At 43.1% G+C, this 21,379-nt stretch carries 15 protein-coding genes and 1 riboswitch; of the genes, 8 read left to right on the forward strand and 7 right to left on the reverse strand.

The features are described from left to right. The first annotated feature begins 78 nt into the window (after window positions 1-78). The 4 genes from J5A60_RS05905 to nagE all read left to right on the forward strand — a co-directional run bounded on the left by J5A60_RS05905 (window position 79) and on the right by nagE (window position 5,948). Window positions 79-1,065, forward strand: coding sequence for a sialic acid TRAP transporter substrate-binding protein SiaP (locus tag J5A60_RS05905; protein ID WP_212509760.1), 987 nt, complete (start codon window positions 79-81; stop codon window positions 1,063-1,065). A 69-nt stretch (window positions 1,066-1,134) separates the two neighbouring features. Next, on the forward strand, window positions 1,135-2,985 hold the full coding sequence (locus J5A60_RS05910; protein ID WP_109432182.1) for a TRAP transporter large permease subunit: 1,851 nt from the start codon (window positions 1,135-1,137) through the stop codon (window positions 2,983-2,985). Between the two features lie 164 nt (window positions 2,986-3,149). Then, window positions 3,150-4,283, forward strand: coding sequence for an N-acetylneuraminate epimerase (locus J5A60_RS05915; protein WP_212509761.1), 1,134 nt, complete (start codon window positions 3,150-3,152; stop codon window positions 4,281-4,283). A 198-nt stretch (window positions 4,284-4,481) separates the two neighbouring features. Continuing rightward, complete coding sequence (gene nagE / locus J5A60_RS05920; RefSeq protein ID WP_109104185.1) at window positions 4,482-5,948, forward strand: N-acetylglucosamine-specific PTS transporter subunit IIBC; 1,467 nt, start codon at window positions 4,482-4,484, stop codon at window positions 5,946-5,948. A gap of 80 nt (window positions 5,949-6,028) precedes the next feature. On the opposite strand, the gene bioB is transcribed toward nagE, so the two are convergent. The 6 genes from bioB to J5A60_RS05950 all read right to left on the reverse strand — a co-directional run bounded on the left by bioB (window position 6,029) and on the right by J5A60_RS05950 (window position 13,697). Then, window positions 6,029-7,033: a biotin synthase BioB gene (gene bioB, locus J5A60_RS05925; protein ID WP_109432179.1), complete on the reverse strand. Its 1,005-nt coding sequence runs from the start codon at window positions 7,031-7,033 to the stop codon at window positions 6,029-6,031. A 45-nt stretch (window positions 7,034-7,078) separates the two neighbouring features. Beyond that, window positions 7,079-7,726, reverse strand: a complete 648-nt coding sequence (gene thiQ, locus J5A60_RS05930) for a thiamine ABC transporter ATP-binding protein (RefSeq protein WP_212509762.1) — start codon at window positions 7,724-7,726, stop codon at window positions 7,079-7,081. Beyond that, window positions 7,710-9,353, reverse strand: coding sequence for a thiamine/thiamine pyrophosphate ABC transporter permease ThiP (gene thiP, locus J5A60_RS05935; protein ID WP_212509763.1), 1,644 nt, complete (start codon window positions 9,351-9,353; stop codon window positions 7,710-7,712). Before thiP ends, thiQ begins: the two co-directional genes overlap by 17 nt. A gap of 8 nt (window positions 9,354-9,361) precedes the next feature. Next, complete coding sequence (thiB, locus tag J5A60_RS05940; protein ID WP_212509764.1) at window positions 9,362-10,366, reverse strand: thiamine ABC transporter substrate binding subunit; 1,005 nt, start codon at window positions 10,364-10,366, stop codon at window positions 9,362-9,364. A 21-nt stretch (window positions 10,367-10,387) separates the two neighbouring features. Further along, complete coding sequence (gene thiD, locus J5A60_RS05945) at window positions 10,388-11,197, reverse strand: bifunctional hydroxymethylpyrimidine kinase/phosphomethylpyrimidine kinase (RefSeq protein ID WP_212509765.1); 810 nt, start codon at window positions 11,195-11,197, stop codon at window positions 10,388-10,390. A 127-nt stretch (window positions 11,198-11,324) separates the two neighbouring features. Then, window positions 11,325-11,412, reverse strand: a riboswitch (TPP riboswitch). Between the two features lie 98 nt (window positions 11,413-11,510). Then, the gene (locus J5A60_RS05950; RefSeq protein WP_212509766.1) at window positions 11,511-13,697 is read right to left on the reverse strand and encodes a lipopolysaccharide assembly protein LapB; all 2,187 of its coding nucleotides are present in this window, start codon (window positions 13,695-13,697) and stop codon (window positions 11,511-11,513) included. Between the two features lie 179 nt (window positions 13,698-13,876). On the opposite strand from J5A60_RS05950, the gene glnE reads away from it, so the two are divergent. After that, entirely contained in the window at window positions 13,877-16,810 is a 2,934-nt protein-coding gene (gene glnE / locus J5A60_RS05955; RefSeq protein ID WP_212509767.1) for a bifunctional [glutamate--ammonia ligase]-adenylyl-L-tyrosine phosphorylase/[glutamate--ammonia-ligase] adenylyltransferase, read from the forward strand. A gap of 178 nt (window positions 16,811-16,988) precedes the next feature. Beyond that, complete coding sequence (locus tag J5A60_RS05960; RefSeq protein ID WP_212509768.1) at window positions 16,989-17,936, forward strand: bile acid:sodium symporter family protein; 948 nt, start codon at window positions 16,989-16,991, stop codon at window positions 17,934-17,936. Between the two features lie 74 nt (window positions 17,937-18,010). Here J5A60_RS05960 and prfC read toward each other — a convergent pair whose 3' ends face one another. Next, window positions 18,011-19,594 carry a peptide chain release factor 3 gene (prfC, locus tag J5A60_RS05965; protein WP_212509769.1) on the reverse strand — a complete coding sequence of 528 codons (1,584 nt, stop codon included), beginning with the start codon at window positions 19,592-19,594 and terminating at the stop codon, window positions 18,011-18,013. A gap of 708 nt (window positions 19,595-20,302) precedes the next feature. On the opposite strand from prfC, the gene J5A60_RS09600 reads away from it, so the two are divergent. Beyond that, window positions 20,303-20,431, forward strand: coding sequence for a hypothetical protein (locus tag J5A60_RS09600; RefSeq protein ID WP_256439062.1), 129 nt, complete (start codon window positions 20,303-20,305; stop codon window positions 20,429-20,431). 1 nt (window position 20,432) lies between these two features. Then, on the forward strand, window positions 20,433-21,356 hold the full coding sequence (locus tag J5A60_RS05970; RefSeq protein WP_249113871.1) for a porin: 924 nt from the start codon (window positions 20,433-20,435) through the stop codon (window positions 21,354-21,356). Window positions 21,357-21,379 lie beyond the last annotated feature (23 nt).

Below are 21,379 nucleotides of genomic sequence, written 5' to 3' on the forward strand. Positions count from 1 at the left end.
CTTTAGAATGAATACCGAGTTGTAATCTAACTATGTTTCAAAACATCAATTAACTTACTATCATTACAGGAGTAGCTTATGAAACTAGCAAAACTTTTCCTTGCCACTGCAATCGCATTAGGTGTGACTTCCGCTGCTAACGCTGCAGAGTATGATTTAAAATTCGGTATGAACGCAGGTACGTCTTCTAACGAATACAAAGCCGCTGAAATGTTTGCCAAAGAAGTGAAAGAAAAATCTAACGGCAAAATCGAAATTTCACTTTACCCAAGTTCTCAATTAGGTGACGACCGCGCCATGTTAAAACAATTAAAAGACGGTGCGTTAGACTTCACTTTTGCTGAATCTGCCCGTTTCCAATTGTTCTATCCTGAAGCAGCCGTATTTGCATTACCTTATGTCATCACTGACTACAGCGTGGCACAAAAAGCGTTATTCGATACCGCATTTGGTAAAGATTTAATCCAAAAAATGAACAAAGATTTAGGCTTAACATTATTATCCCAAGCCTATAACGGTACACGCCAAACCACCTCTAACCGTGCAATCAACAGCATTGCCGATATGAAAGGCTTAAAATTACGCGTACCAAACGCAGCGACTAACTTAGCCTATGCGAAATACGTTGGCGCATCCCCAACACCAATGGCATTCTCCGAAGTGTATTTAGCATTACAAACTAACTCCGTTGACGGTCAAGAAAACCCATTGGCAACGGTTCAAGCACAAAAATTCTATGAAGTGCAAAAATACTTGGCTATGACCAACCACATTTTGAACGACCAACTTTATCTTGTAAGTAACGAAACTTTTGCTGACTTACCGGCTGACTTACAAAAAGTGGTTCGTGATGCAGCACAAAAAGCCGCAGAATACCACACCAAATTATTCGTTGACGGCGAAAAAGAATTAGTGACTTTCTTTGAAAAACAAGGTGTAACCGTAACACATCCGGATCTCACTCCATTCAAAGAAGCAATGAAACCTTTCTATGCTGACTTTGTAAAACAAAACGGTGCGAAAGGCGAAGAAGCACTTAAACAAATTCAAGCTGTAAGCAAATAATTCTCTTATTCGTGTGCCTGTTTCGGCAGGCACGCTTTTTCTCTCCTTTATTATTCAACGGAGTTGAATATGAAAATCTTTAATAAACTCGAAGAATGGATCGGTGGGGCATTATTCCTCGTGATATTCTGCATTCTTGTTTTGCAAATTCTATTCAGACAAGCTTTCCACTCGCCATTAATTTGGAGTGAAGAACTTGCCAAATTGCTGTTCGTTTATGTCGGTATGCTCGGTATTAGCGTTGCCGTCAGAAAACAAGAGCACGTTTATATCGACTTCTTGACTAACTTAATGCCACCGGCAGTCAAAAAAATCACCAACACATTCGTACAAATCGTGATTTTCCTCGGTGTGATTTTCTTTATCCACTTTGGTATCAAAACCTATTTAGGTGCCAGTTTCCCGATTGATGCGTTAGGCGGTATTTCTGAAAAATGGATTTATGCCTCCTTACCAATCATTGCCGTATTGATGCTCGTTCGCTTCTTCCAAGCGCAAGCAGACAACTTCAAACAAAACAAAAGCTATTTACCGGCAACCTTCTTTATCGTAAGTGCGGTCGTTTTATTAGGTATTTTGTTCCTTGCCCCTGACTGGTACAAAGCGCTACGCGTAACCGAATATGTTAAATTTGGTTCCAATGCGGTCTATGTAGCATTGCTCTTCTGGTTAGTCATCATGTTCTTGGGCGTACCGGTAGGTTGGTCATTATTTATCACTACCCTACTTTACTTCTCCATGACCCGTTGGAACGTAGTAAATGCGGCCTCTGAAAAACTCACCATGAGTTTGAATAGCTTCCCACTCCTTGCAGTGCCGTTCTATATTCTGACCGGGATTTTAATGAATACCGGTGGTATCACCGAACGTATCTTTAACTTCGCCAAAGCCTTACTTGGCCACTATACCGGCGGTATGGGACACGTTAACATCGGTGCAAGCTTGTTGTTCTCCGGGATGTCCGGTTCTGCACTTGCCGATGCAGGTGGTTTAGGTCAATTGGAAATCAAAGCGATGCGTGATGCAGGCTATGACGATGACATCTGCGGCGGTATCACGGCAGCATCCTGTATCATCGGTCCATTGGTTCCACCAAGTATTGCCATGATCATTTACGGTGTTATCGCTAACGAATCCATTGCAAAATTGTTTATCGCCGGTTTCGTACCGGGTGTATTAGTCACCATCGCCCTCATGGCAATGAACTACTACATCTCCAAAAAACGTGGCTATCCAAGAACACCAAAAGCGACCCGTGAAGAACTTTGCACGTCATTCAAAAGAGCATTCTGGGCAATTTTAACCCCATTATTGATTATCGGCGGGATCTTCTCCGGCTTATTCAGCCCAACTGAATCTGCGGTGGTTGCAGCTGCCTACTCCGTCATTATCGGTAAATTCGTTTATAAAGAATTAACCTTGAAAATGTTGTTCAACAGCTGCGTGGAAGCGATGTCCATTACCGGTGTTGTTGCATTAATGATTATGACCGTAACTTTCTTCGGCGACATGATCGCCCGTGAACAAGTAGCGATGCGCATTGCAGACGTGTTTGTTGCTGTGGCGGATTCCCCATTAATGGTATTAGTCATGATCAATGCCTTGTTATTGTTCCTCGGTATGTTCATTGACGCCTTAGCATTACAATTCCTTGTATTGCCAATGTTAATTCCAATCGCCATGCAATTTGGTATCGACCTTGTGTTCTTCGGTGTTATGACAACCTTGAACATGATGATTGGTATCTTAACGCCACCGATGGGTATGGCATTGTTCGTGGTCGCACGTGTGGGTAACATGTCCGTGTCCACAGTAACGAAAGGTGTATTGCCATTCTTAATCCCGATTTTCGTTACTTTAGTATTAATTACCATTTTCCCAAGTATCATCACATTCATTCCGAATTTGTTAATACCTTAGGAACCTAAAAGTGCGGTTGCAGAACGTAGTAAATTTCAACCGCACTTTGCTTAACCAAAGAGATTACGGTTGCGAACCTGTCTAAGCATCCGTAATTTCAAAACATAAAAACCTATTCAAGCCGTTTACGAATAGCAAACAATAACTCAAAAACGAGGTTTATTATGAAATTTCAAAAAACAACATTAGCTGCACTCTTCTTTGCTGCAACCACTTTTGCTGCGACAGCACAAGCAGCCGCTTATCCTGACTTACCGGTCGGTATTAAAAGCGGTGCCGGTGCGTTAATTGGCGACACTGTTTATGTGGGCTTAGGTACAGGCGGTGACAAATTCTATGCATTAGACTTAAAAACGCCGAACGCGCAATGGAAAGAAATCGCCGTATTCCCAGGTGGCGATCGTAACCAACCGGTGGCTGCGGCTGTTGACGGCAAATTATATGTATTCGGCGGATTACAAAAAAATGAAAAAGGCGAATTACAATTAGTCAACGATGCTTACAGCTATAACCCGGCTGATAATACTTGGAGCAAATTACCAACCCGCTCACCACGCGGTTTAGTAGGCTCTACCGGCGCATCACACGGTGATAAAGTGTATATCGTGGGTGGTTCTAACTTGTCTATTTTCAACGGTTTCTTCCAAGACACTGTTGCTGCAGGTGAAGACAAAGCGAAAAAAGACGAAATCACCAAAGCGTATTTCGAACAACGCCCTGAAGATTATTTCTTCACAACTGAATTATTAAGCTATGAGCCATCCACTAACAAATGGCGCAACGAAGGTCGTGTACCATTCTCTGGTCGCGCAGGTGCTGCATTTACTATTCAAGGCAATGACTTGGTTGTTGTAAACGGTGAAATCAAACCGGGCTTGCGTACTGCAGAAACCCATTCCGGTAAATTCACGGCGAAAGGCGTTCAATGGAAAAACTTACCTGATTTACCTGCACCAAAAGGTCAAAGCCAAGATGGTTTAGCCGGTGCGATGGCAGGTTACAGCCACGGTCATTACTTAGTCACCGGTGGTGCAAACTTCCCAGGTTCAGTGAAACAATTCAAAGAAGGTATGCTCCACGCTCACAAAGGCTTGAGCAAAGCGTGGCATAAAGACATTTACACACTTAACAACGGTAAATGGAAAATTGTCGGCGAATTACCTGCAGGTATCGGTTACGGTGTTGCCGTATCTTATGACAACAAAGTGTTGCTCATCGGCGGTGAAACAGAAGGCGGCAAAGCGTTAACATCTGTTCAAACCATGAGCTATGACGGCAAACAATTAAAAGTAGAATAATCTTCTTTTAGTATCAATTTAACGGATTAAGTACGCTTGATCCGTTATTTTATTTTTAACCTGCTTAGCACAACGCCAACAGAGCTGTAATAACTTCACAAATACACGCCTTTTCATTTGAAAAAAGAAATCTGATTGCGCTATGCTACGCAGGCCTAAAAAATTATTTTATGGAATCAATAAATTAAAGGAGTTCTTATGAGTATTCTCAGTTATGCCCAAAAAATCGGGCAAGCCTTAATGGTACCGGTTGCCGTATTACCGGCAGCTGCTGTACTAATGGGTATTGGTTATTGGCTAGACCCAGATGGTTGGGGGGCAAATAGTCAGCTTGCCGCCTTGCTCATCAAATCCGGTGCTGCCATCATCGACAACATGGGCTTATTATTTGCCGTGGGTGTTGCTTTCGGTTTATCCAAAGACAAACACGGTTCTGCCGCTCTTTCCGGTTTAGTGGGTTACTATGTGGTGACCACTCTACTTGCACCGGGTGGCGTGGCACAATTACAACATCTTGACCCAACTCAAGTACCTGCCGCTTTCGGTAAAATCAATAACCAATTTATCGGGATCTTAATCGGTGTGCTTTCTGCTGAACTTTACAACCGTTTCTACCAAGTAGAGTTGCCAAAAGCTCTGTCCTTCTTTAGCGGAAAACGTTTAGTGCCGATTGTGGTCTCTTTCGCCATGATTGCGCTTTCTTTCATTCTGCTTTATGTATGGCCTTACATCTTCAACGCACTAGTGTCTTTCGGTGAATCCATCAAAGATTTAGGCGCAGTGGGTGCGGGTATTTACGGTTTCTTCAACCGTCTATTAATTCCGGTTGGCTTACACCACGCATTAAACTCTGTATTCTGGTTTGACGTCGCTGGTATTAACGATATTCCGAATTTCTTAGGTGGTGCAAAATCCATCGCTGAAGGCACCGCTACGGTGGGTGTGACCGGTATGTATCAAGCTGGTTTCTTCCCTGTCATGATGTTCGGTTTACCGGGTGCGGCATTGGCAATTTACCAATGTGCAAAACCAAGCCAAAAAGTGAAAGTGGCTTCCATCATGTTAGCAGGTGCATTTGCTTCCTTCTTCACCGGTATCACCGAACCGCTTGAATTCTCCTTCATGTTCGTGGCACCGATTCTTTATGTGTTACACGCGCTATTAACCGGTATTTCCGTGTTTATCGCAGCGAGCATGCACTGGATTGCGGGCTTCGGCTTCAGCGCAGGTTTAGTGGATATGGTGTTATCTTCACGTAACCCATTAGCCGTTGACTGGTACATGTTATTGGTACAAGGCTTAGTCTTCTTCACCATTTACTATGTCGTTTTCCGCTTTGCTATCCAAGCCTTCAACTTAAAAACCATCGGTCGTACCGAGGAAGCTGAAGAGCCAAAAGAAGAACAAAGTGAACACAATCATTCTCGTGAAGAAAGAGCGGTTAAATTTATCGACGCTTTAGGCGGTGCCGATAACCTAAAAACCGTTGACGCGTGTATCACTCGCTTACGTTTGACCCTGGCGGATCGTAGCAAAATTGACGAAGCACAACTTAAATCCCTCGGTTCCAAAGGTAACGTCAAACTTGGTAACGACGGGTTACAAGTTATCCTTGGTCCTGAAGCAGAATTCGTTGCTGAGGCGATTAAAGGACAATTGAAGTAATTTCAAATACCCAAAAAATCCGTAAACAAAAAAAGCCACTTTGGAATCAAAGTGGCTTTTTTATATGTTTTAATTAATCATCAACGCAGATGCTTGTTCTCTTCCGTTTCCGGTTCTAAATCAAGTTTTTCCATCAATAAACGGTCGCCGTCTTCTTCTGGGTTACCGGTAACAAGTAGTTTGTCGCCGTAGAAAATGGAGTTAGCTCCCGCCATGAAGCACATTGCTTGCATTTCTTCGCTCATGCCTTGGCGGCCAGCGGATAAGCGGACGTAACTGTTTGGCATGGTAATGCGTGCTACGGCAATGGTGCGCACAAATTCTGTCCAATCTAGTTCTTCTGCGTCAGCAAGCGGTGTACCTTCGATTTTCACTAATTGGTTGATTGGCACGGATTCCGGTTGCGGATCCAAATTCGCTAGGCTGGCAATAAGTCCCGCTCGTTCTTTGCGGGTTTCGTTCATACCTACAATCCCGCCACAACATACTTTCAAGCCGGCTTTGCGCACTTTGCCTAAGGTACTGATACGATCGTCAAAACGGCGTGTGCCGATCACTTCGCTATAATGTTCCGGGGCTGTGTCTAGGTTGTGGTTGTAGTAATCCAAGCCCGCGTCTTTTAATTCTTCCGCCATGCCATCTTGCAATAAACCAAAAGTACCGCAAGTTTCCATCCCCAGTGCTTTTACCGCTTTGATAATTTCCGTCACTTTGGCAATGTCTTTCGGTTTCGGCCCACGCCATGCGGCGCCCATGCAGAAGCGACCTGCACCACGCGCCTTCGCGATTTTGGCTTTCGCCACGATGTCTTCCACGTTTAATAATTCTTGATTTTGGACGCCTGTATGGTAACGCGCCGATTGCGGGCAATAACCACAATCCTCCGGACAGCCGCCGGTTTTAATCGACATTAAGGTAGAAAGCTGAATGGCACGCGGGTTGAAGTTTTTGCGATGAACTTGTGCCGCACGATAAACCAAATCTAAAAATGGGGTTTCAAATAGGGCTTCTACTTTGCACACCGACCAATATTCTGCGGTTGGATGCGGTGTGATGGAGTAAATTTGTAAGGTACTAGTTGACATAGGTCTCCTTAAGTAAAACAAAGTAAATAAAAAGTGCGGTGCATTTTAAGCGCATTTTTCTTGCTGGCTTATCCGACCATTTTCAATGCGAAGCATACGATCCACTTTGCCCGTCAATTCTGATGGTTGGTGCGTGACAAGCAACAACGTCAGCTTTTTATTGTGGCAAAGTTCATCAATCAAATTGAGCATTTCCAGTCTCAACTCAGGATCGAGCGCAGAAAACGGTTCGTCCAACAACAAAATCGGTTTATCACGCAACAAACAACGCGCCAATGCGACCCGTTGTTTTTGTCCGCCCGACAAACTGTTTGGCAGACGGGATAAAAAGGATGTTAATCCTACCGCATCAGCAAACCGTTCGATCTGATCTTGCTCAAGTGCGGTTAATTTTAAGCTTGTTTTTAAGCCCAATGCCAAATTTTGTTGCACGGTTAAATGCGGAAATAAATTGTTCTCTTGAAACAACATGGACACAGGCCGCTCATACGGCGCGCTACGCGTATAGTTTTCACTGTTTAACCAAATCTTGCCTTGTGTTGGCAACACGAAACCGGCAATTAAATTTAACAACGTACTTTTACCCGCACCGCTTGGCCCAACAATGGCAATACGCTCTCCTACCGCCACCTGCAAATCAAACGACATCGGCAATGTGTCATCAGCTAAAAATACGTTATCTAAGCGAATCATGTTGTTCCTTTTGATGTTCAATTAAAGCAAAAATGGCACCGCATAATAACAGCAAAATACCTGCGGTAACAGCAGCTTCTTGATGGCGATAACTGCCTAATTGTTGATATAACAAATGGGGCAACGAAGTAAATTCTTGGTTACCGAACAACGCAATCGCCGTGAAATCCCCCAACGAAAGCGCAAATGCCAAGGCAAGCGCATAGTTTATTGGTGTACGAAGTGAATGCCATTCAATTAGACAAAAACGTTGCCAGCCAACAATCCCAAGGGAGTTACACAAACGTTCGTAATACAACATATTGTTGTTGAATGGCTCAGTTAAAATGCGCAGTACGAAAGGCATGGCACTCAAGGCGTTACACGCAACAACAATGGCAAATAAATGGGCATTGGTAAAATCTACGTCACGCAACAATAAAAATAACCCCATCGCCAATACCAAAATGGGAATCGCCAAAATCACCATGCCGGCATTGAGAATAAATTGCGCTGTTTTTACATAATACAGCCATTGCAAACGGCGTGAGAGTAACAACAATGCCACCGCCATGAGCAATGCCAGCAAGGCGGACGCAGGCGCAATAGTTAACGAGTAGGTTAAGGCTTTCCACAGTTGCGGATTGTGCCACGCCGTCAGCCACTTGCCTGATGTCAGTGCGCTAAACAAAATATTTAACAACGGCGACAACATAAAACACACAAAAACGCCGAGCAAAAAAACATGGAAAATTTTGACCGCACTTTTCGATGGACTCAGCCAACGATACGGGCTGCTTAACGTGGTTTGTGAGGTAGTGTTGAACAGACTACTAAACGTAAATAGCAGCAAACAAAACACAAACTGCAATAAGGCAAACACTGCCGCTTTTGGCAAATCAAATTCAAATAAAATCGCCTGATAAATCGCCGTTTCTAGCGTGGTATATTGCGGCCCACCGCCTAAGGTGAGCACCACCGTAAAACTGGTAAAACAGAGCATAAAAATCAAGCTGAAAGTCGGCAACATCTGACGACGCAGTGCATGCCATTCCACCAATCGCACAAAACGCCAACCACGAATATTCAGTTGTGCCGCCAACTGATGCTGTTCATAAGGAATGCTTTCCAAACTTTGTAAAAACAGTTTGGTTGCCAGCGGAATGTTAAAGAAAAGATGCGCAATTAAAATCCCCGACAAGCCGTAAATGCTGCCCGTCCAAGTGCGGTCCCAAAAATGCAAGAGTTGTGCAATCCAACCGGAGGCGCCATAAATGCCAATTAAGCCGAAAATCGCCACCAACACCGGCAACACAAAAGTCAGCGACATGATTTTCAGCAAAAAGGCTTTACCGACAAATTCCACATAATAAAAAGCGCGAGCGAGTAGCACACCGAAGAACAGGGATAACAACGCAGAAAGCAACGCTTGTCCGAAGCTAAACGCAATAACGTGATGCAAATAGCGATCGGCAAAGAACTGTTGCCACTGAAATTCAGTGCCCTGCGCCAACACGGCACGCATGGCAAAGCCATAAAGCAACGAAATCAGCAAAATAACGCTAATTCCGCCCACATAATGACGCGGGCGGAATTGCGGGCTAGAAAAAAATAAGCGGGTAAACAATGAACGAGACAACCAAAACATCGTTCGAATTATTTAGTTAATGTGGTTTGCCATTGATTAATCCAATTCCGCAACGTTTCTGGGCTAATATTGGAGGTATTCAAAAAAGACTGCTTCAACACAGTTTCTTTTAGGGCATCAAAGTGCGGTTCAACCGGCGCTTGGATCACCGGGAACATCACGTTTGCCGTGACAATCGGCTTTTGCGCTTCCGGTGTCAGTAAAAAATCCATGAAATAATCAGCACATTGATTTTTATGCTCTGCGATTCGCGCTGCCAATTCTACTTGCATCACATTGCCTTCAGCAAACGTGGTTGCCGCATAATTCTCTTTATTTTCAAATAATTGATGGTATAACGGCGAAGTGGTGTAACTTAATACGACATCTGCCTCCCCTTTCAAGAATGCGCCGTAAGTGTCAGACCAGCCCTTGCCCACCGTAACTGTGTGTTTGGCAAGTTGTTGCCAGGCTTGCGCCACTTGGTCTGCCGGATAAACCGTATTCATCCACACTAATAACCCCCGTCCCACGCTGCTGGTGCGCGGATCTTGATAGATCACACGTAAATCTTCACGCTCTACCAATTCTTTTAGGCTTTTCGGTGGATTTTTCACTTTATTTTTGTCATAGACAAAGGCGTATGTGCCGAAATCGTAAGGCAAGAACGTGTTATCCGTCCATTGATTTGGCAAAGAAAGTTGGCTTAAGTCGATGCTATTTGAATCAAATAATTGGCTTTTTTTCGCTTCATCCAATACAAAATTATCCAAGCCTAACACGATATCCGCTTTGGTTTTATGCCCTTCCAGACGCACGCGGTTAAACAACGTGCCGCCGCTTTCAAATGGCATATAATTCACCTTGCAAAGTGGGAATTGCTGTTCAAATGCTTGTTTTACTTTCAGGCCAGCGCCCCAATCAGACGTAAAAGAATCGTAAGTATAAATATTCACGGTTTCTTCGTAATGATTCGCCAATGCCATACCGGTGTATAAAGAAAGTGCGGTCAAAATTAACGTTGTTTTTTTCATGTGTCTGTTCCTCAGTCTAAATTACATTTTATTTTGATAAGCCCAATGATTGGTCGGTCCATGTCCATGGCCGATATTTAACGGATGGCTAATTGCCGCAGTAATGTAGTCTTTTGCGGTTTTAATTGCCTGTTCCACGGAAACGCCTTTGGCAAGCTCCGCCGTCATACAAGCGGAGAACGTGCAACCCGTACCATGGGTTTGCGCTGTCGCATAACGTGGGCGTTCTAAAGTAAATTGTGCGCTAGGAGTAAAAACCCAATCACGACATACCGCACTTTGTGAATGCGCGCTGTGTCCGCCTTTAATCACCACCGTTTTCACACCACGCGCCTGCAAAATTTGTGCTGCTTGTTGCGCCGTTTGATCGTCAATGACCTCCACGCCTGTTAGTGCTTTAGCTTCCGGCAAGTTCGGCGTAATCACATCGGCCAACGGCAATAAAAATGTATTCAAAGAATCGACCGCACTTTGTTGCAACAATGGCGCACCGCCTTTTGCGATCATAACAGGATCTAACACCAACATGCCGAAGTAATACTGATTTAATGCCTCAGCGACACATTCGATAATCTCTGCTGTGCCTAACATACCGATTTTAAAGGCGCTAATCGTGAAATCATCAGCAATCGCTTTCAGCTGGCTTTGAATGGTTTGAAGGGGGATGGCGTGAATATCAAAGACGCCTAAGGTGTTTTGCGCCGTGACGGCCGTAATCACCGAGGTGCCAAACACACCACGCATTTGAAAGGTTTTTAAATCAGCCTGAATGCCGGCACCACCGCCGCTATCTGAGCCGGCAATGGTCAACGCCTGCGCGACTTTACTCATAACGTCCCCCGCCATTTACCGGCACAGAACGACAAAACGCATATTGCATCATTGTTCCTTTTTTAATGAAAAAAGATAATCAGCAATAATGACGAATGAAGAAGATGTGGAGAAAAAGAAAGGAAGTGTGATTTTCTCGTTAGTTTCCTACGTCAGTATTAACTGTATCAGGTTCACGGGTATGATCTCAGCACAAAGCACCCCGACTAATAACGGGGTTCAGTCTATCTATTTTGCTGAGGAAGGGCAAGGGGATTGTTGGGTGGGGAGAGAAGCACCTTGGGGAAATAAGGTGCTTTAAATGTACAAAAAGCTAAGAAGATTTTACTCTAAAAGGATTCGTTGAACTCATCACCATATTTCCTTTTTCATCATTGAGCAGCTTTCTAAAATGATCCTTATACTTCTCAGAACCCGAGGAAAGATATATTTTATGAATTGCCTTTTTTACATCCTGTTCGTATTCAACATACATTTGTCCCTGTTCCGGATTCATTTGAATTTTATCATCACAAATACTAGCAATGTAAATAATACGACACTCCTGTTCTTCTTTAAAAGCCGAATGTTTCACTAAATATCTTAATGGCAAAAGAATTTTATCTAAAATTTCATGGGTTTTCTCATCTGAAGATAATTTTGAAATTTCTTCTTTTATCTCCGTAAGTTTCTCCCTAACATTTTTCTCAATTTGATCTATTTTTTTCTTATATATTTTCCAGCGGGTAGAAGGTTTTGACTTTTCATCTTCTCTATAAAATGTCAGTTCCTCTCTTTGAGCAAGTTGTAAATAAAAAGGTTTATTATCTGAATAGGACTCTAAATAAATGCAACGGTAAAGGGGTAGTTTAGAAACCAATATAGGGTTAGGCTTATTACTCTCTCCCTGCTTTTCATCAATTTTTTTATTATCAAGAAATACCTCCGTTTTAAAAGGCGCATTTTGATGACTTAACGTATTGAAAGCACTCACCTCTTGATTAAAAAATTTATCTCTCTCAAACACCAAACTAATCCCTGAAGCCTCTTGTCCCTTTTCTTTCCCATACAATCTAAATTGATTAAGGCTGTCGTGGTTAAATGTAAAACAACTAATAAATGTGATTAAATCATCTTCACTTTTTTTACCATAGTTTAAGAAATCCTTTAAAATAGTGCCCTCCGTAGGATCATTCACCCCTTTAATCGTACTCAATCTAAATTTAGATGAACTTTTTTCCTCAGTAGGATTTAATAAAGAAAAACCAATCAATGGTCGAGTATAATGTGCTATATTTTTCTCAAAATCCTCACTCGCCAAAGTTTCTATTTTTAGTTCATTTAATATTTCTGTAACACGGTCCAATATCTTTAAAAGATGAATATCTTTACTTTTAAAAATAAATTTTAAAATATCATGACGATAATCAAACTTTACTCTTTCAAAAATATTATTAACAAACTTGCCAGCACGGTGTCCCTTCTTAATTAATTCAGGAATAAAACTATTAAGTAACATTTCTGTAATTCTTGAATACAAATGCTGGGAATCACTTCTTTTTATATTTAGAAGAATATTTACCGATTTCTTCCATTTGCCGTTATCAGCCCAAACTTTAGCTAAATTCCATTGAGCCAGAGCAAAAAGTTTTGGAGAATCTTCCCGGTGAATCGCCTTATACGCTGCAACCTCCTTTTCCTGCTCTCCTTTTTCTGCCCAAATAATCCCTACATTCCATTGAGCAAGAGCAAAAATTTGCTTGTCATCTTCCCGTTGAATCACTTCATAGGCAGCAATCGCCTTTTCCTGCTCGCCTTTTTCTTCCCAAATCTCAGCTAAACCCAATTGAGCTCGCGCAAAAGCCTTCGGGTAATCTTCCCGCTGAATAGTTTTATAGGTAGCCGCTGCTTTTTTCTGTTCTCCTTTTTCTTCCCACATAACCGCCAAATTATATTGAGCTTTAGCAAAAGTTTCCTTATCATCTTCCCGATGAATAGCTTCATAAGCCGCAATCGCCTTTTCCTGCTCGCCTTTTTCTTCCCAAATCTCAGCTAAACCCAATTGAGCTCGCGCAAAAGCCTTCGGGTAATCTTCCCGCTGAATAGTTTGATAGGTAGCCGCTGCTTTTTTCTGTTCTCCTTTTTCTTTCCAAAGAAAACCTAAATTAAACAGAGCCTTAGCAAAAGTTTCCTTATCATCTTCCCGATGAATAGCTTCATAAGCCGCAATCGCCTTTTCCTGATCGCCTTTTTCTTCCCAAAGAAAACCTAAATTAAACAGAGCCTTAGCAAAAGCTTTTGGGTTATCTTCTCGTTGAATGGTTTCATAGATAGCAATCGCCTTTTCTTGCTCGCCTTTTTTTTGCCAAATAAGTGCTAAATTATATTGAGCCTGAGCAAAAAATTTAGGAGAACTTTCCCGCTTTATTAACTGGTAAAACTCAATCGCCTCCTCTAATTTCCCTTGTTCTTCTAGTGCTAGGGCTCGTAAAAATAATTGGTTCATTCCGTCTTGTGGCATGGGTATTCCCTTAATGTAATAAAAAAACCTATTTTTTTATTCATGTGGTAATCATACCAAACCTCTTCTTATTTCCCCAATTTGCATCTTCAATTATTTGATATGATTCACATCTCATCATTCTCCAACTCCCCCATTTCATGCTAAAGTTTATGCACCATTTTTCATAAGGATTCACCATGTCTTTTGTTGCTCAATTTGTTGATAAGCTCCATTCGCTTGCCGAAGTTTTAATTCACTCTTTTCCAGAAAAATTTGATTCCACCTTATTTGAACAAATCGAACAGCAGAAAACAGATCCCACAACAAATATCGGGCAGATGGCTGTGGCGGTGGCGATGTCGGATTTTGTGGCGGAGGCGTGGCAGAAACAGCCTGCGTTTTTAGCAAAATGTTGGGAAAAACCACCGCACTTTGAGGACTGTGACCAGTACGCCAAGCGGTTAGATGAGGTGTTACAGCATGTGCAAACGGAAGAACAGCTTTATCGGGAATTACGTCTGTTTCGCGCCCGAGAAATGGTGAAGTTGAGTGTTTGCCAAAGTCTTAATTTCGCCACGGTGGAACAGGTTTTTATTCGCTTGTCGCAACTGGCGGAAAGTCTGATTATTGGTGCGCGCGATTGGCTTTATGCGCGGGCTTGTGAAGAAATGGGCACGCCGATGGATGCGCAGGGCAACGCGCAGCAGTTATATATTCTCGGCATGGGCAAACTGGGCGGCTTTGAGCTGAATTTTTCTTCCGACATTGATTTGATTTTTACTTATCCAAGCCAAGGGGAAACCGTAGGTGCGCGCCGCAGCGTGGATAATGCGAAGTTTTTCACCCGTTTGGGGCAACGCTTGATTAACGCGTTGGATCAATACACCGCCGATGGCTTTGTGTACCGCACGGATATGCGTTTACGTCCCTTTGGCGACAGTGGCGCGCTGGCACTCAGTTTTAACGCCATGGAGCAGTATTATCAGGATCAAGGGCGCGATTGGGAACGTTACGCCATGATCAAAGGTCGCATTTTAGGCGCGCAAGCAACGGATCCCAATATCACCGTTTTACAAAATTTATTGCGCCCGTTTGTATATCGTCGCTACATTGATTTCAGCGTGATTCAAGCATTGCGCGAGATGAAACAAAAAATCGAACGGGAAGTACGCCGCCGCAACCTCACCGATAACATCAAATTGGGCGCGGGTGGCATTCGTGAAATTGAGTTTATCGTGCAGGTTTTCCAGTTAATTCGCGGTGGGCGGGAAATTGCCTTGCAACAGCACGAATTGCTGAATTTATTGCCGGAACTGAGCAAGCTGAATTTGATTTCCATCGAACAGGAATCCGATTTGCGCCACGCCTATTTATTTCTACGTCGCGCGGAAAATGTGCTGCAAGCCATCAAAGATCAACAAACCCAACAACTGCCAGACAATGAATTGGATCGTCAACGTTTAATCTTCGCCTGCGCGGAATTTACCCAATGGGATGCGCAACAAGAAAGTGTTTCCGTCAGCTACCCGATTCACGATTGGGCGAGTTTTCTCGCCGTGTTACAAGAACATCAGCGCAAAGTGCGGTCGGTTTTTCAGTCATTAATTGGCGATGAACAAGAAGAAAATACATCGGAAAATGCGTGGGAAGATTTCCTCGAAGCAGATTTTGACGAACAGGAATTGCTCGGCATTTTACAACAAAACGGTGTGCCGGAGGCGGAACAAGATGCGGTGTTGGATCGCCTGTTGCAATTTCGCAACGAATTGCCTCGTTATGCCATTGGTGTACGCGGGCGGGCAGTGCTCAATCGCTTAATGCCAAATCTGCTGGAACAAGTTTTACACACGCCCAACAGCCCTGTTTTACTGCCACGGATTTTGACGATTATTGAAAAAATTCTCACGCGTACCACTTACCTCGAACTGTTGGCAGAGAATCCGCAAGCCTTGACGCAGCTTATCGAACTGTGTGCCCAATCAAAATTTATTGCGGAACAAGTGGCACGCCACCCGATTTTGCTCGATGAATTGCTCGATCAAAAATCCCTGCGAAATCCACCGCACTTTACTGAGTACGCTTCTGAATTACAGCAATATTTATTGCGCCTGCCGCAAGATGACGAAGAACAATTTATCGATGGCTTACGCCAGTTTAAGCACGCTGCCCTGCTCCGCATTGCCGCCGCCGATATTCTCGGTGTGTTGCCTGTGATGAAAGTGAGCGATCATCTTACCTATTTGGCAGAGGCGATTATCGGCGCGGTGGTCAATTTGGCGTGGCAACAAATCGCCGTGCGTTTTGGGGTGCCCGAACATTTGGCGGAAGGAGAGAAAAACTTCCTCGTAGTGGGCTACGGCAAATTGGGCGGCATTGAATTAGGCTATAAATCTGACTTAGATCTCGTCTTCTTATATGATCCCGCCGGCAATAGCCAAACCGTTGGCGGCAAAAAAGTCATCGACAGCAACCAATTTTATTTACGTTTAGCCCAAAAAATCGTCAGTATTTTCAGCATGAATACCAGCGCCGGGATTTTATATGACGTGGATATGCGCCTACGCCCGTCCGGCGATGCGGGGTTGCTTGGTTGCTCTTTCACCGCCTTTGAAAACTATCAACTAAACGAAGCCTGGACCTGGGAAAAACAAGCCTTAGTGCGTAGCCGTGCAGTGTTCGGCGAACAGAAACTCCGAGATGAATTTGAAACCATTCGCCACAACGTGCTTTCTGCCCCACGTGACTTAGTTCAACTGAAACAGGATGTCTGCGAGATGCGGGAAAAAATGTATGAACATTTGGCAAAACATGATGACGCCCAATTCAACATTAAAACCGACCAAGGCGGTATTACGGACATTGAATTTATCGCACAATATTTGGTGTTGGCGCACTCGCCTCAACAGCCCGCCCTCACCCGTTGGTCAGATAACGTGCGGATTTTCGAAATCATGGCAGAATATGGCGTGATTTCTGACGCCGACAGCGAACGCTTAAAACAATGTTATGTGGACCTGCGAAACCGTATTCACCATTTGAATTTGCTCGGTTTACCCTCTGTGGTGGACGGGTCGGAATTTTGTGCAGAACGGGCGTTTGTGCGAGAGATTTGGGCGCGATTGTTTCGTTAAAGTGCGGTCATTTTTAACAACGTTTTTTCATCACTCAAAAACGTGAATTGATTATGAAAATAAAAAAATTCACGTTTTCCCCTTTTTTGCCCCGAAAATATTTTTTCATTTCGCCTATTTTCTGCTATGTTGACTACCTTTTTTCACTACTCGTACTTTTAATTTTTAAGGATTTTTTATGCACGCATTGCTTAAATTTACCCAATTTGTCAGTAAAACCTTTGCCCTTTGGGTTTTACTTTTCGCTCTCCTCGCCTTTCTCTCGCCGGAAACCTTTTTATGGTTCCGCCAATATATTCCTTACTTGCTCGGCATCGTCATGTTCGGCATGGGGATTACGCTGACGTTCAACGATTTCAGTGAAGTTGCAAAACATCCGAAAGCCGTCATTGTCGGTGTTATCGGACAATTTGTGATTATGCCATCCATCGCTTTTGTCCTCGCAAAAGCATTGAATTTGCCGGATGATTTAGCGGCCGGTGTGATTCTCGTCGGCGCCTGCCCGGGCGGCACATCTTCTAACGTGATGACTTATTTAGCCCGTGGTAACACCGCACTTTCCGTGGCTTGCACCACTATTTCCACCTTGTTGGCGCCGTTATTAACGCCGGTGATTTTCTATGTGTTGGCCAGCCAATGGATCGAAATTAACGCTACGGCGATGTTCGTTTCCGTATTAGAAATGGTGCTTTTCCCAATTTTCTTAGGCTTGGTGATTCGTGCCTTGTTCAAAAAACAAATGTCGCAAATCAGCCAAACCATGCCATTGGTTTCTGTTATCGCGATTGTCTTAATTCTTGCGGCAGTGGTTGCCGGTAGCAAAGACAAAATCATCGACTCCGGCTTATTGATTTTCGGCGTGGTTGTGTTGCACAACTGTTTGGGTTACCTCATCGGCTTTATTGCAGCCAAATTACTCAAATTAAATAACTACGACAGCAAAGCCATCGCCATTGAAGTGGGGATGCAAAACTCCGGTTTAGGCGCGGCACTTGCCACCGCACACTTAAACCCAATCGCTGCCGTGCCAAGTGCTGTGTTCAGTTTCTGGCACAACGTTTCCGGCCCGATTTTAGCCAACTACTTCTCTACCTTGAAAAACGGTAATGAAGAAGAAAACAAGTAAGTAAAAACACCTAGAAAAAAGACCGCACTTTAATCTCTTAAAGTGCGGTCTTTTTTTTAACGTTTTTGAACGAATTAATGTTCACGGGTTTTGAAGAATGTCACGTCAGGGTAACGTTCTTGGGCAAGGTTGAGGTTCACCATGGTCGGGGCGATATAAGTGAGGTTATCGCCACCGTCTAACGCCAAGTTTTGCTCGTTTTTACGTTTAAACTCTTCAAATTTTTTCGCATCGCCACATTCCACCCAACGGGCCGTTGCCACGTTGACGGTTTCATAAATGGCTTCGACGTTGTATTCGGATTTCAAACGCGAAACGACCACATCAAACTGCAACACGCCCACTGCCCCAACAATTAAATCGTTATTCAATAACGGACGGAAAACCTGCACGGCGCCTTCCTCGGAAAGCTGTACCAAGCCTTTTAATAATTGCTTTTGCTTGAGTGGATCTTTCAAACGAATACGGCGGAATAATTCCGGTGCAAAGTTTGGAATGCCCGTGAATTTTAACTCTTCCCCTTGGGTGAACGTATCGCCGATTTGAATCGTACCATGATTATGTAACCCGATAATGTCGCCGGCATAGGCTTCTTCTGCATGCGCACGGTCGCCTGCCATAAAGGTTAGCGCATCGGAAATCACCACCTCTTTGCCGATACGTACATGTTTGAGTTTCATGCCTTTTTCATATTTGCCGGACACGACACGTAAGAATGCAACGCGGTCGCGGTGTTTCGGATCCATATTGGCTTGAATTTTGAACACGAAACCACTGAATTTTTCTTCATCCGCAGACACTTTACGCACATCGGCTTGACGGGCTTGTGGCGCAGGCGCCCATTCTGTTAAGCCGTCAAGGAAATGATCCACGCCGAAATTCCCTAACGCCGTACCGAAAAAGACCGGTGTCAGTTCGCCGTTTAGGAATAAATCTAAATCAAATTCGTTGCTGGCACCTTTGACCAATTCCAATTCATCACGCAATTGTTGTGCCAAATCGTCACCTACGGCATTATCCAATTCAGGATTATTCAAGCCTTTTACGATTCGCACTTCTTGAATAGTATGCCCTTGCCCGGTTTGGTAAAGATAAGTTTCGTCTTTATATAAGTGATACACACCTTTAAACAATTTGCCGCAGCCGATAGGCCAAGTAATCGGCGCACAGTGAATTTTCAATACGTTTTCTACTTCATCCAACAATTCCATCGGATCACGAATATCACGGTCAAGTTTGTTCATAAACGTGATAATCGGTGTGTCGCGCAAACGGGCGACTTCCATCAATTTAATGGTACGATCCTCAACCCCTTTGGCGGAATCAATCACCATCAAACAGCTATCCACTGCGGTTAAAGTGCGGTAGGTATCTTCAGAGAAATCCTCATGCCCCGGAGTGTCCAGCAAGTTGACCAAACAGTCGTTGTACGGGAATTGCATCACGGAAGTGGTGATAGAAATCCCACGTTGTTTTTCCATTTCCATCCAGTCGGATTTTGCGTGCTGTGCGGAACCTTTGCCTTTCACCGAACCGGCTTTTTGAATGGCGTTACCATAAAGCAAAACCTTTTCGGTAATCGTGGTTTTACCCGCATCGGGGTGAGAAATAATCGCAAAAGTGCGGCGTTTATTAACTTGTTCTTGTGGGTATGTCATCTGTTCTGTCTGTGTTGTTTGATGAAGAAATAAAGAAACCGCCTTAAACGACGGTCCAAAAATAAGTGGCGCAACTATATGCTTTTTAGCCACTTTTTTCAAGTTTGAGAAGCATGAATGCGAGTACGTTGCAACAAAGTGCGGTGTATTTTCTGGGTATTTTTATTTCGCCATGATAAGTACTCGGCGTGCATTAAAAACGCACAAAATTTATTCTCTCTTTCATTCATCAAATAAAAATTTATTTCAAATGGAGTGAAAGACTTTTCCCATCCCATTGTTTTTAAAGGCGAATTCCGTCAACCGTTACGTGATCAACATCACAAAAATAAGATGAAATCCCAAATAAATCACTTATATATTTATTTTATTAAACACTCATTTTAGTAAATAAAAAAATTAAAATAGAAATCAATAAGTTAAATCAAATCCAGTAGAAAATAGCCGATCAAGAAAATATAAAAATTGTGATCCAGATAACACTTTTCGCCACTAAACCAAAATGGAAGAATTACATAACCATTTGAAAAATAACGGTTTTAAAAACAACGTAAAATTTCTCGTTTATTGACAGCACTAAAAAGTTTTATTAGCGTTGAACCTAAATCGAGAAAAACGCCATTTAATAAAAACAAAATGGAGTGAAACATCCGATTTTATACAATAAGAACGTCAATTTTGTTAAAACTAAAACTCAAGGTGATTAACATGAAAAAAACACTTATCGCACTAGTAGTAACAGCAATGGCTGCGGCTTCAGCAAACGCTGTTGTCGTTTATAAAAACGAAGGCACAAAAGTTGAATTAGACGGACGTGGCGCATTCGAAATGCGTTAACATGAAAGATAAAAAAGTCGACACCAGTGGCAAACGCACTGATTTAGTTGACCGTGGTTCTCGTGTTCGCGTTCGCGCAAGCCAAGAGATTGGCAACGGTTTCAGCGCATTAGCGGCATTTGAAATTCGTTTCACACAAAACGGTACTGTTGGTGATGGCATCAACACCAAACGCTTATTCGGTGGATTCGCACATAAAGATATCGGTTCATTGACTTTCGGTAACCAATTAACTTTAGGTGACCACATTCCTAAAGCTAACTACTCTTACGAATTAAGTGGTAACGTATTACACGATAGCGCAGCAAAAGCGGTTCATTTTATGTCTAGTAAATTTGAAGGCTTCCGTTTTGCTGCAGACTACTACTTTGGCGAAGCAGATAAAACCAAAGCGGATGCAGGTCAAGGTTTTGGCGTAGGTGCGTTCTATGATGGTCAATGGGGCGATGTGGGTGTAAGATTCGGTTCCGGCTATATCGAAGTAAAAAAAGCTGACGTGATGACTAAAGACTACAAACAAAAAATTGCTGGTGTTGGTTTTGACGTGAAATATAAAATCGTTAGCGTTGGTTTTGACTGGGCTCATGGTACATCAATGAAAGGTCACAGAGACTACAACTTCAAACACAGTATGGGTAATAAAGCTACTGGCGTTGGCAGATACGAAAAAATCGACCGTTTTGACTTAGGTTTGAAAGTTGATTTAACCGAACAAAATGCCCTTTACGGTGCATACTTATGGGGTACTGGTAAAAATGAAGGCCAAGCTAACGGTAAATACAGAGGCTGGGTAATGGGTGTTGACCACAGATTTAACAAACACGTTGCTGTTTACCTTGAAGGCGGCAAAGCGAATGTTAAAGAAAACGGTGAAAAAGTTTCCGATGCAACCCGTATCGGCTTAGGTACCCGTATCATGTTCTAATTCTTATTATTCATAAAATACAT

The sequence above is a fragment of the Aggregatibacter sp. oral taxon 513 genome (genome assembly GCF_018128305.1).
Taxonomy (GTDB): domain Bacteria; phylum Pseudomonadota; class Gammaproteobacteria; order Enterobacterales; family Pasteurellaceae; genus Aggregatibacter; species Aggregatibacter segnis_A.

What these genes read in the sequence shown, in the direction of transcription:
- J5A60_RS05905 (WP_212509760.1), top strand. Translation starts at nt 79, where the DNA reads ATGAAACTAGCAAAACTTTTCCTTGCCACTGCAATCGCATTAGGTGTG.
- J5A60_RS05910 (WP_109432182.1), top strand. Translation starts at nt 1,135, where the DNA reads ATGAAAATCTTTAATAAACTCGAAGAATGGATCGGTGGGGCATTATTC.
- J5A60_RS05915 (WP_212509761.1), top strand. Translation starts at nt 3,150, where the DNA reads ATGAAATTTCAAAAAACAACATTAGCTGCACTCTTCTTTGCTGCAACC.
- nagE (WP_109104185.1), top strand. Translation starts at nt 4,482, where the DNA reads ATGAGTATTCTCAGTTATGCCCAAAAAATCGGGCAAGCCTTAATGGTA.
- bioB (WP_109432179.1), bottom strand. Translation starts at nt 7,033, where the DNA reads ATGTCAACTAGTACCTTACAAATTTACTCCATCACACCGCATCCAACC.
- thiQ (WP_212509762.1), bottom strand. Translation starts at nt 7,726, where the DNA reads ATGATTCGCTTAGATAACGTATTTTTAGCTGATGACACATTGCCGATG.
- thiP (WP_212509763.1), bottom strand. Translation starts at nt 9,353, where the DNA reads ATGTTTTGGTTGTCTCGTTCATTGTTTACCCGCTTATTTTTTTCTAGC.
- thiB (WP_212509764.1), bottom strand. Translation starts at nt 10,366, where the DNA reads ATGAAAAAAACAACGTTAATTTTGACCGCACTTTCTTTATACACCGGT.
- thiD (WP_212509765.1), bottom strand. Translation starts at nt 11,197, where the DNA reads ATGAGTAAAGTCGCGCAGGCGTTGACCATTGCCGGCTCAGATAGCGGC.
- J5A60_RS05950 (WP_212509766.1), bottom strand. Translation starts at nt 13,697, where the DNA reads ATGCCACAAGACGGAATGAACCAATTATTTTTACGAGCCCTAGCACTA.
- glnE (WP_212509767.1), top strand. Translation starts at nt 13,877, where the DNA reads ATGTCTTTTGTTGCTCAATTTGTTGATAAGCTCCATTCGCTTGCCGAA.
- J5A60_RS05960 (WP_212509768.1), top strand. Translation starts at nt 16,989, where the DNA reads ATGCACGCATTGCTTAAATTTACCCAATTTGTCAGTAAAACCTTTGCC.
- prfC (WP_212509769.1), bottom strand. Translation starts at nt 19,594, where the DNA reads ATGACATACCCACAAGAACAAGTTAATAAACGCCGCACTTTTGCGATT.
- J5A60_RS09600 (WP_256439062.1), top strand. Translation starts at nt 20,303, where the DNA reads ATGAAAAAAACACTTATCGCACTAGTAGTAACAGCAATGGCTGCGGCT.
- J5A60_RS05970 (WP_249113871.1), top strand. Translation starts at nt 20,433, where the DNA reads ATGAAAGATAAAAAAGTCGACACCAGTGGCAAACGCACTGATTTAGTT.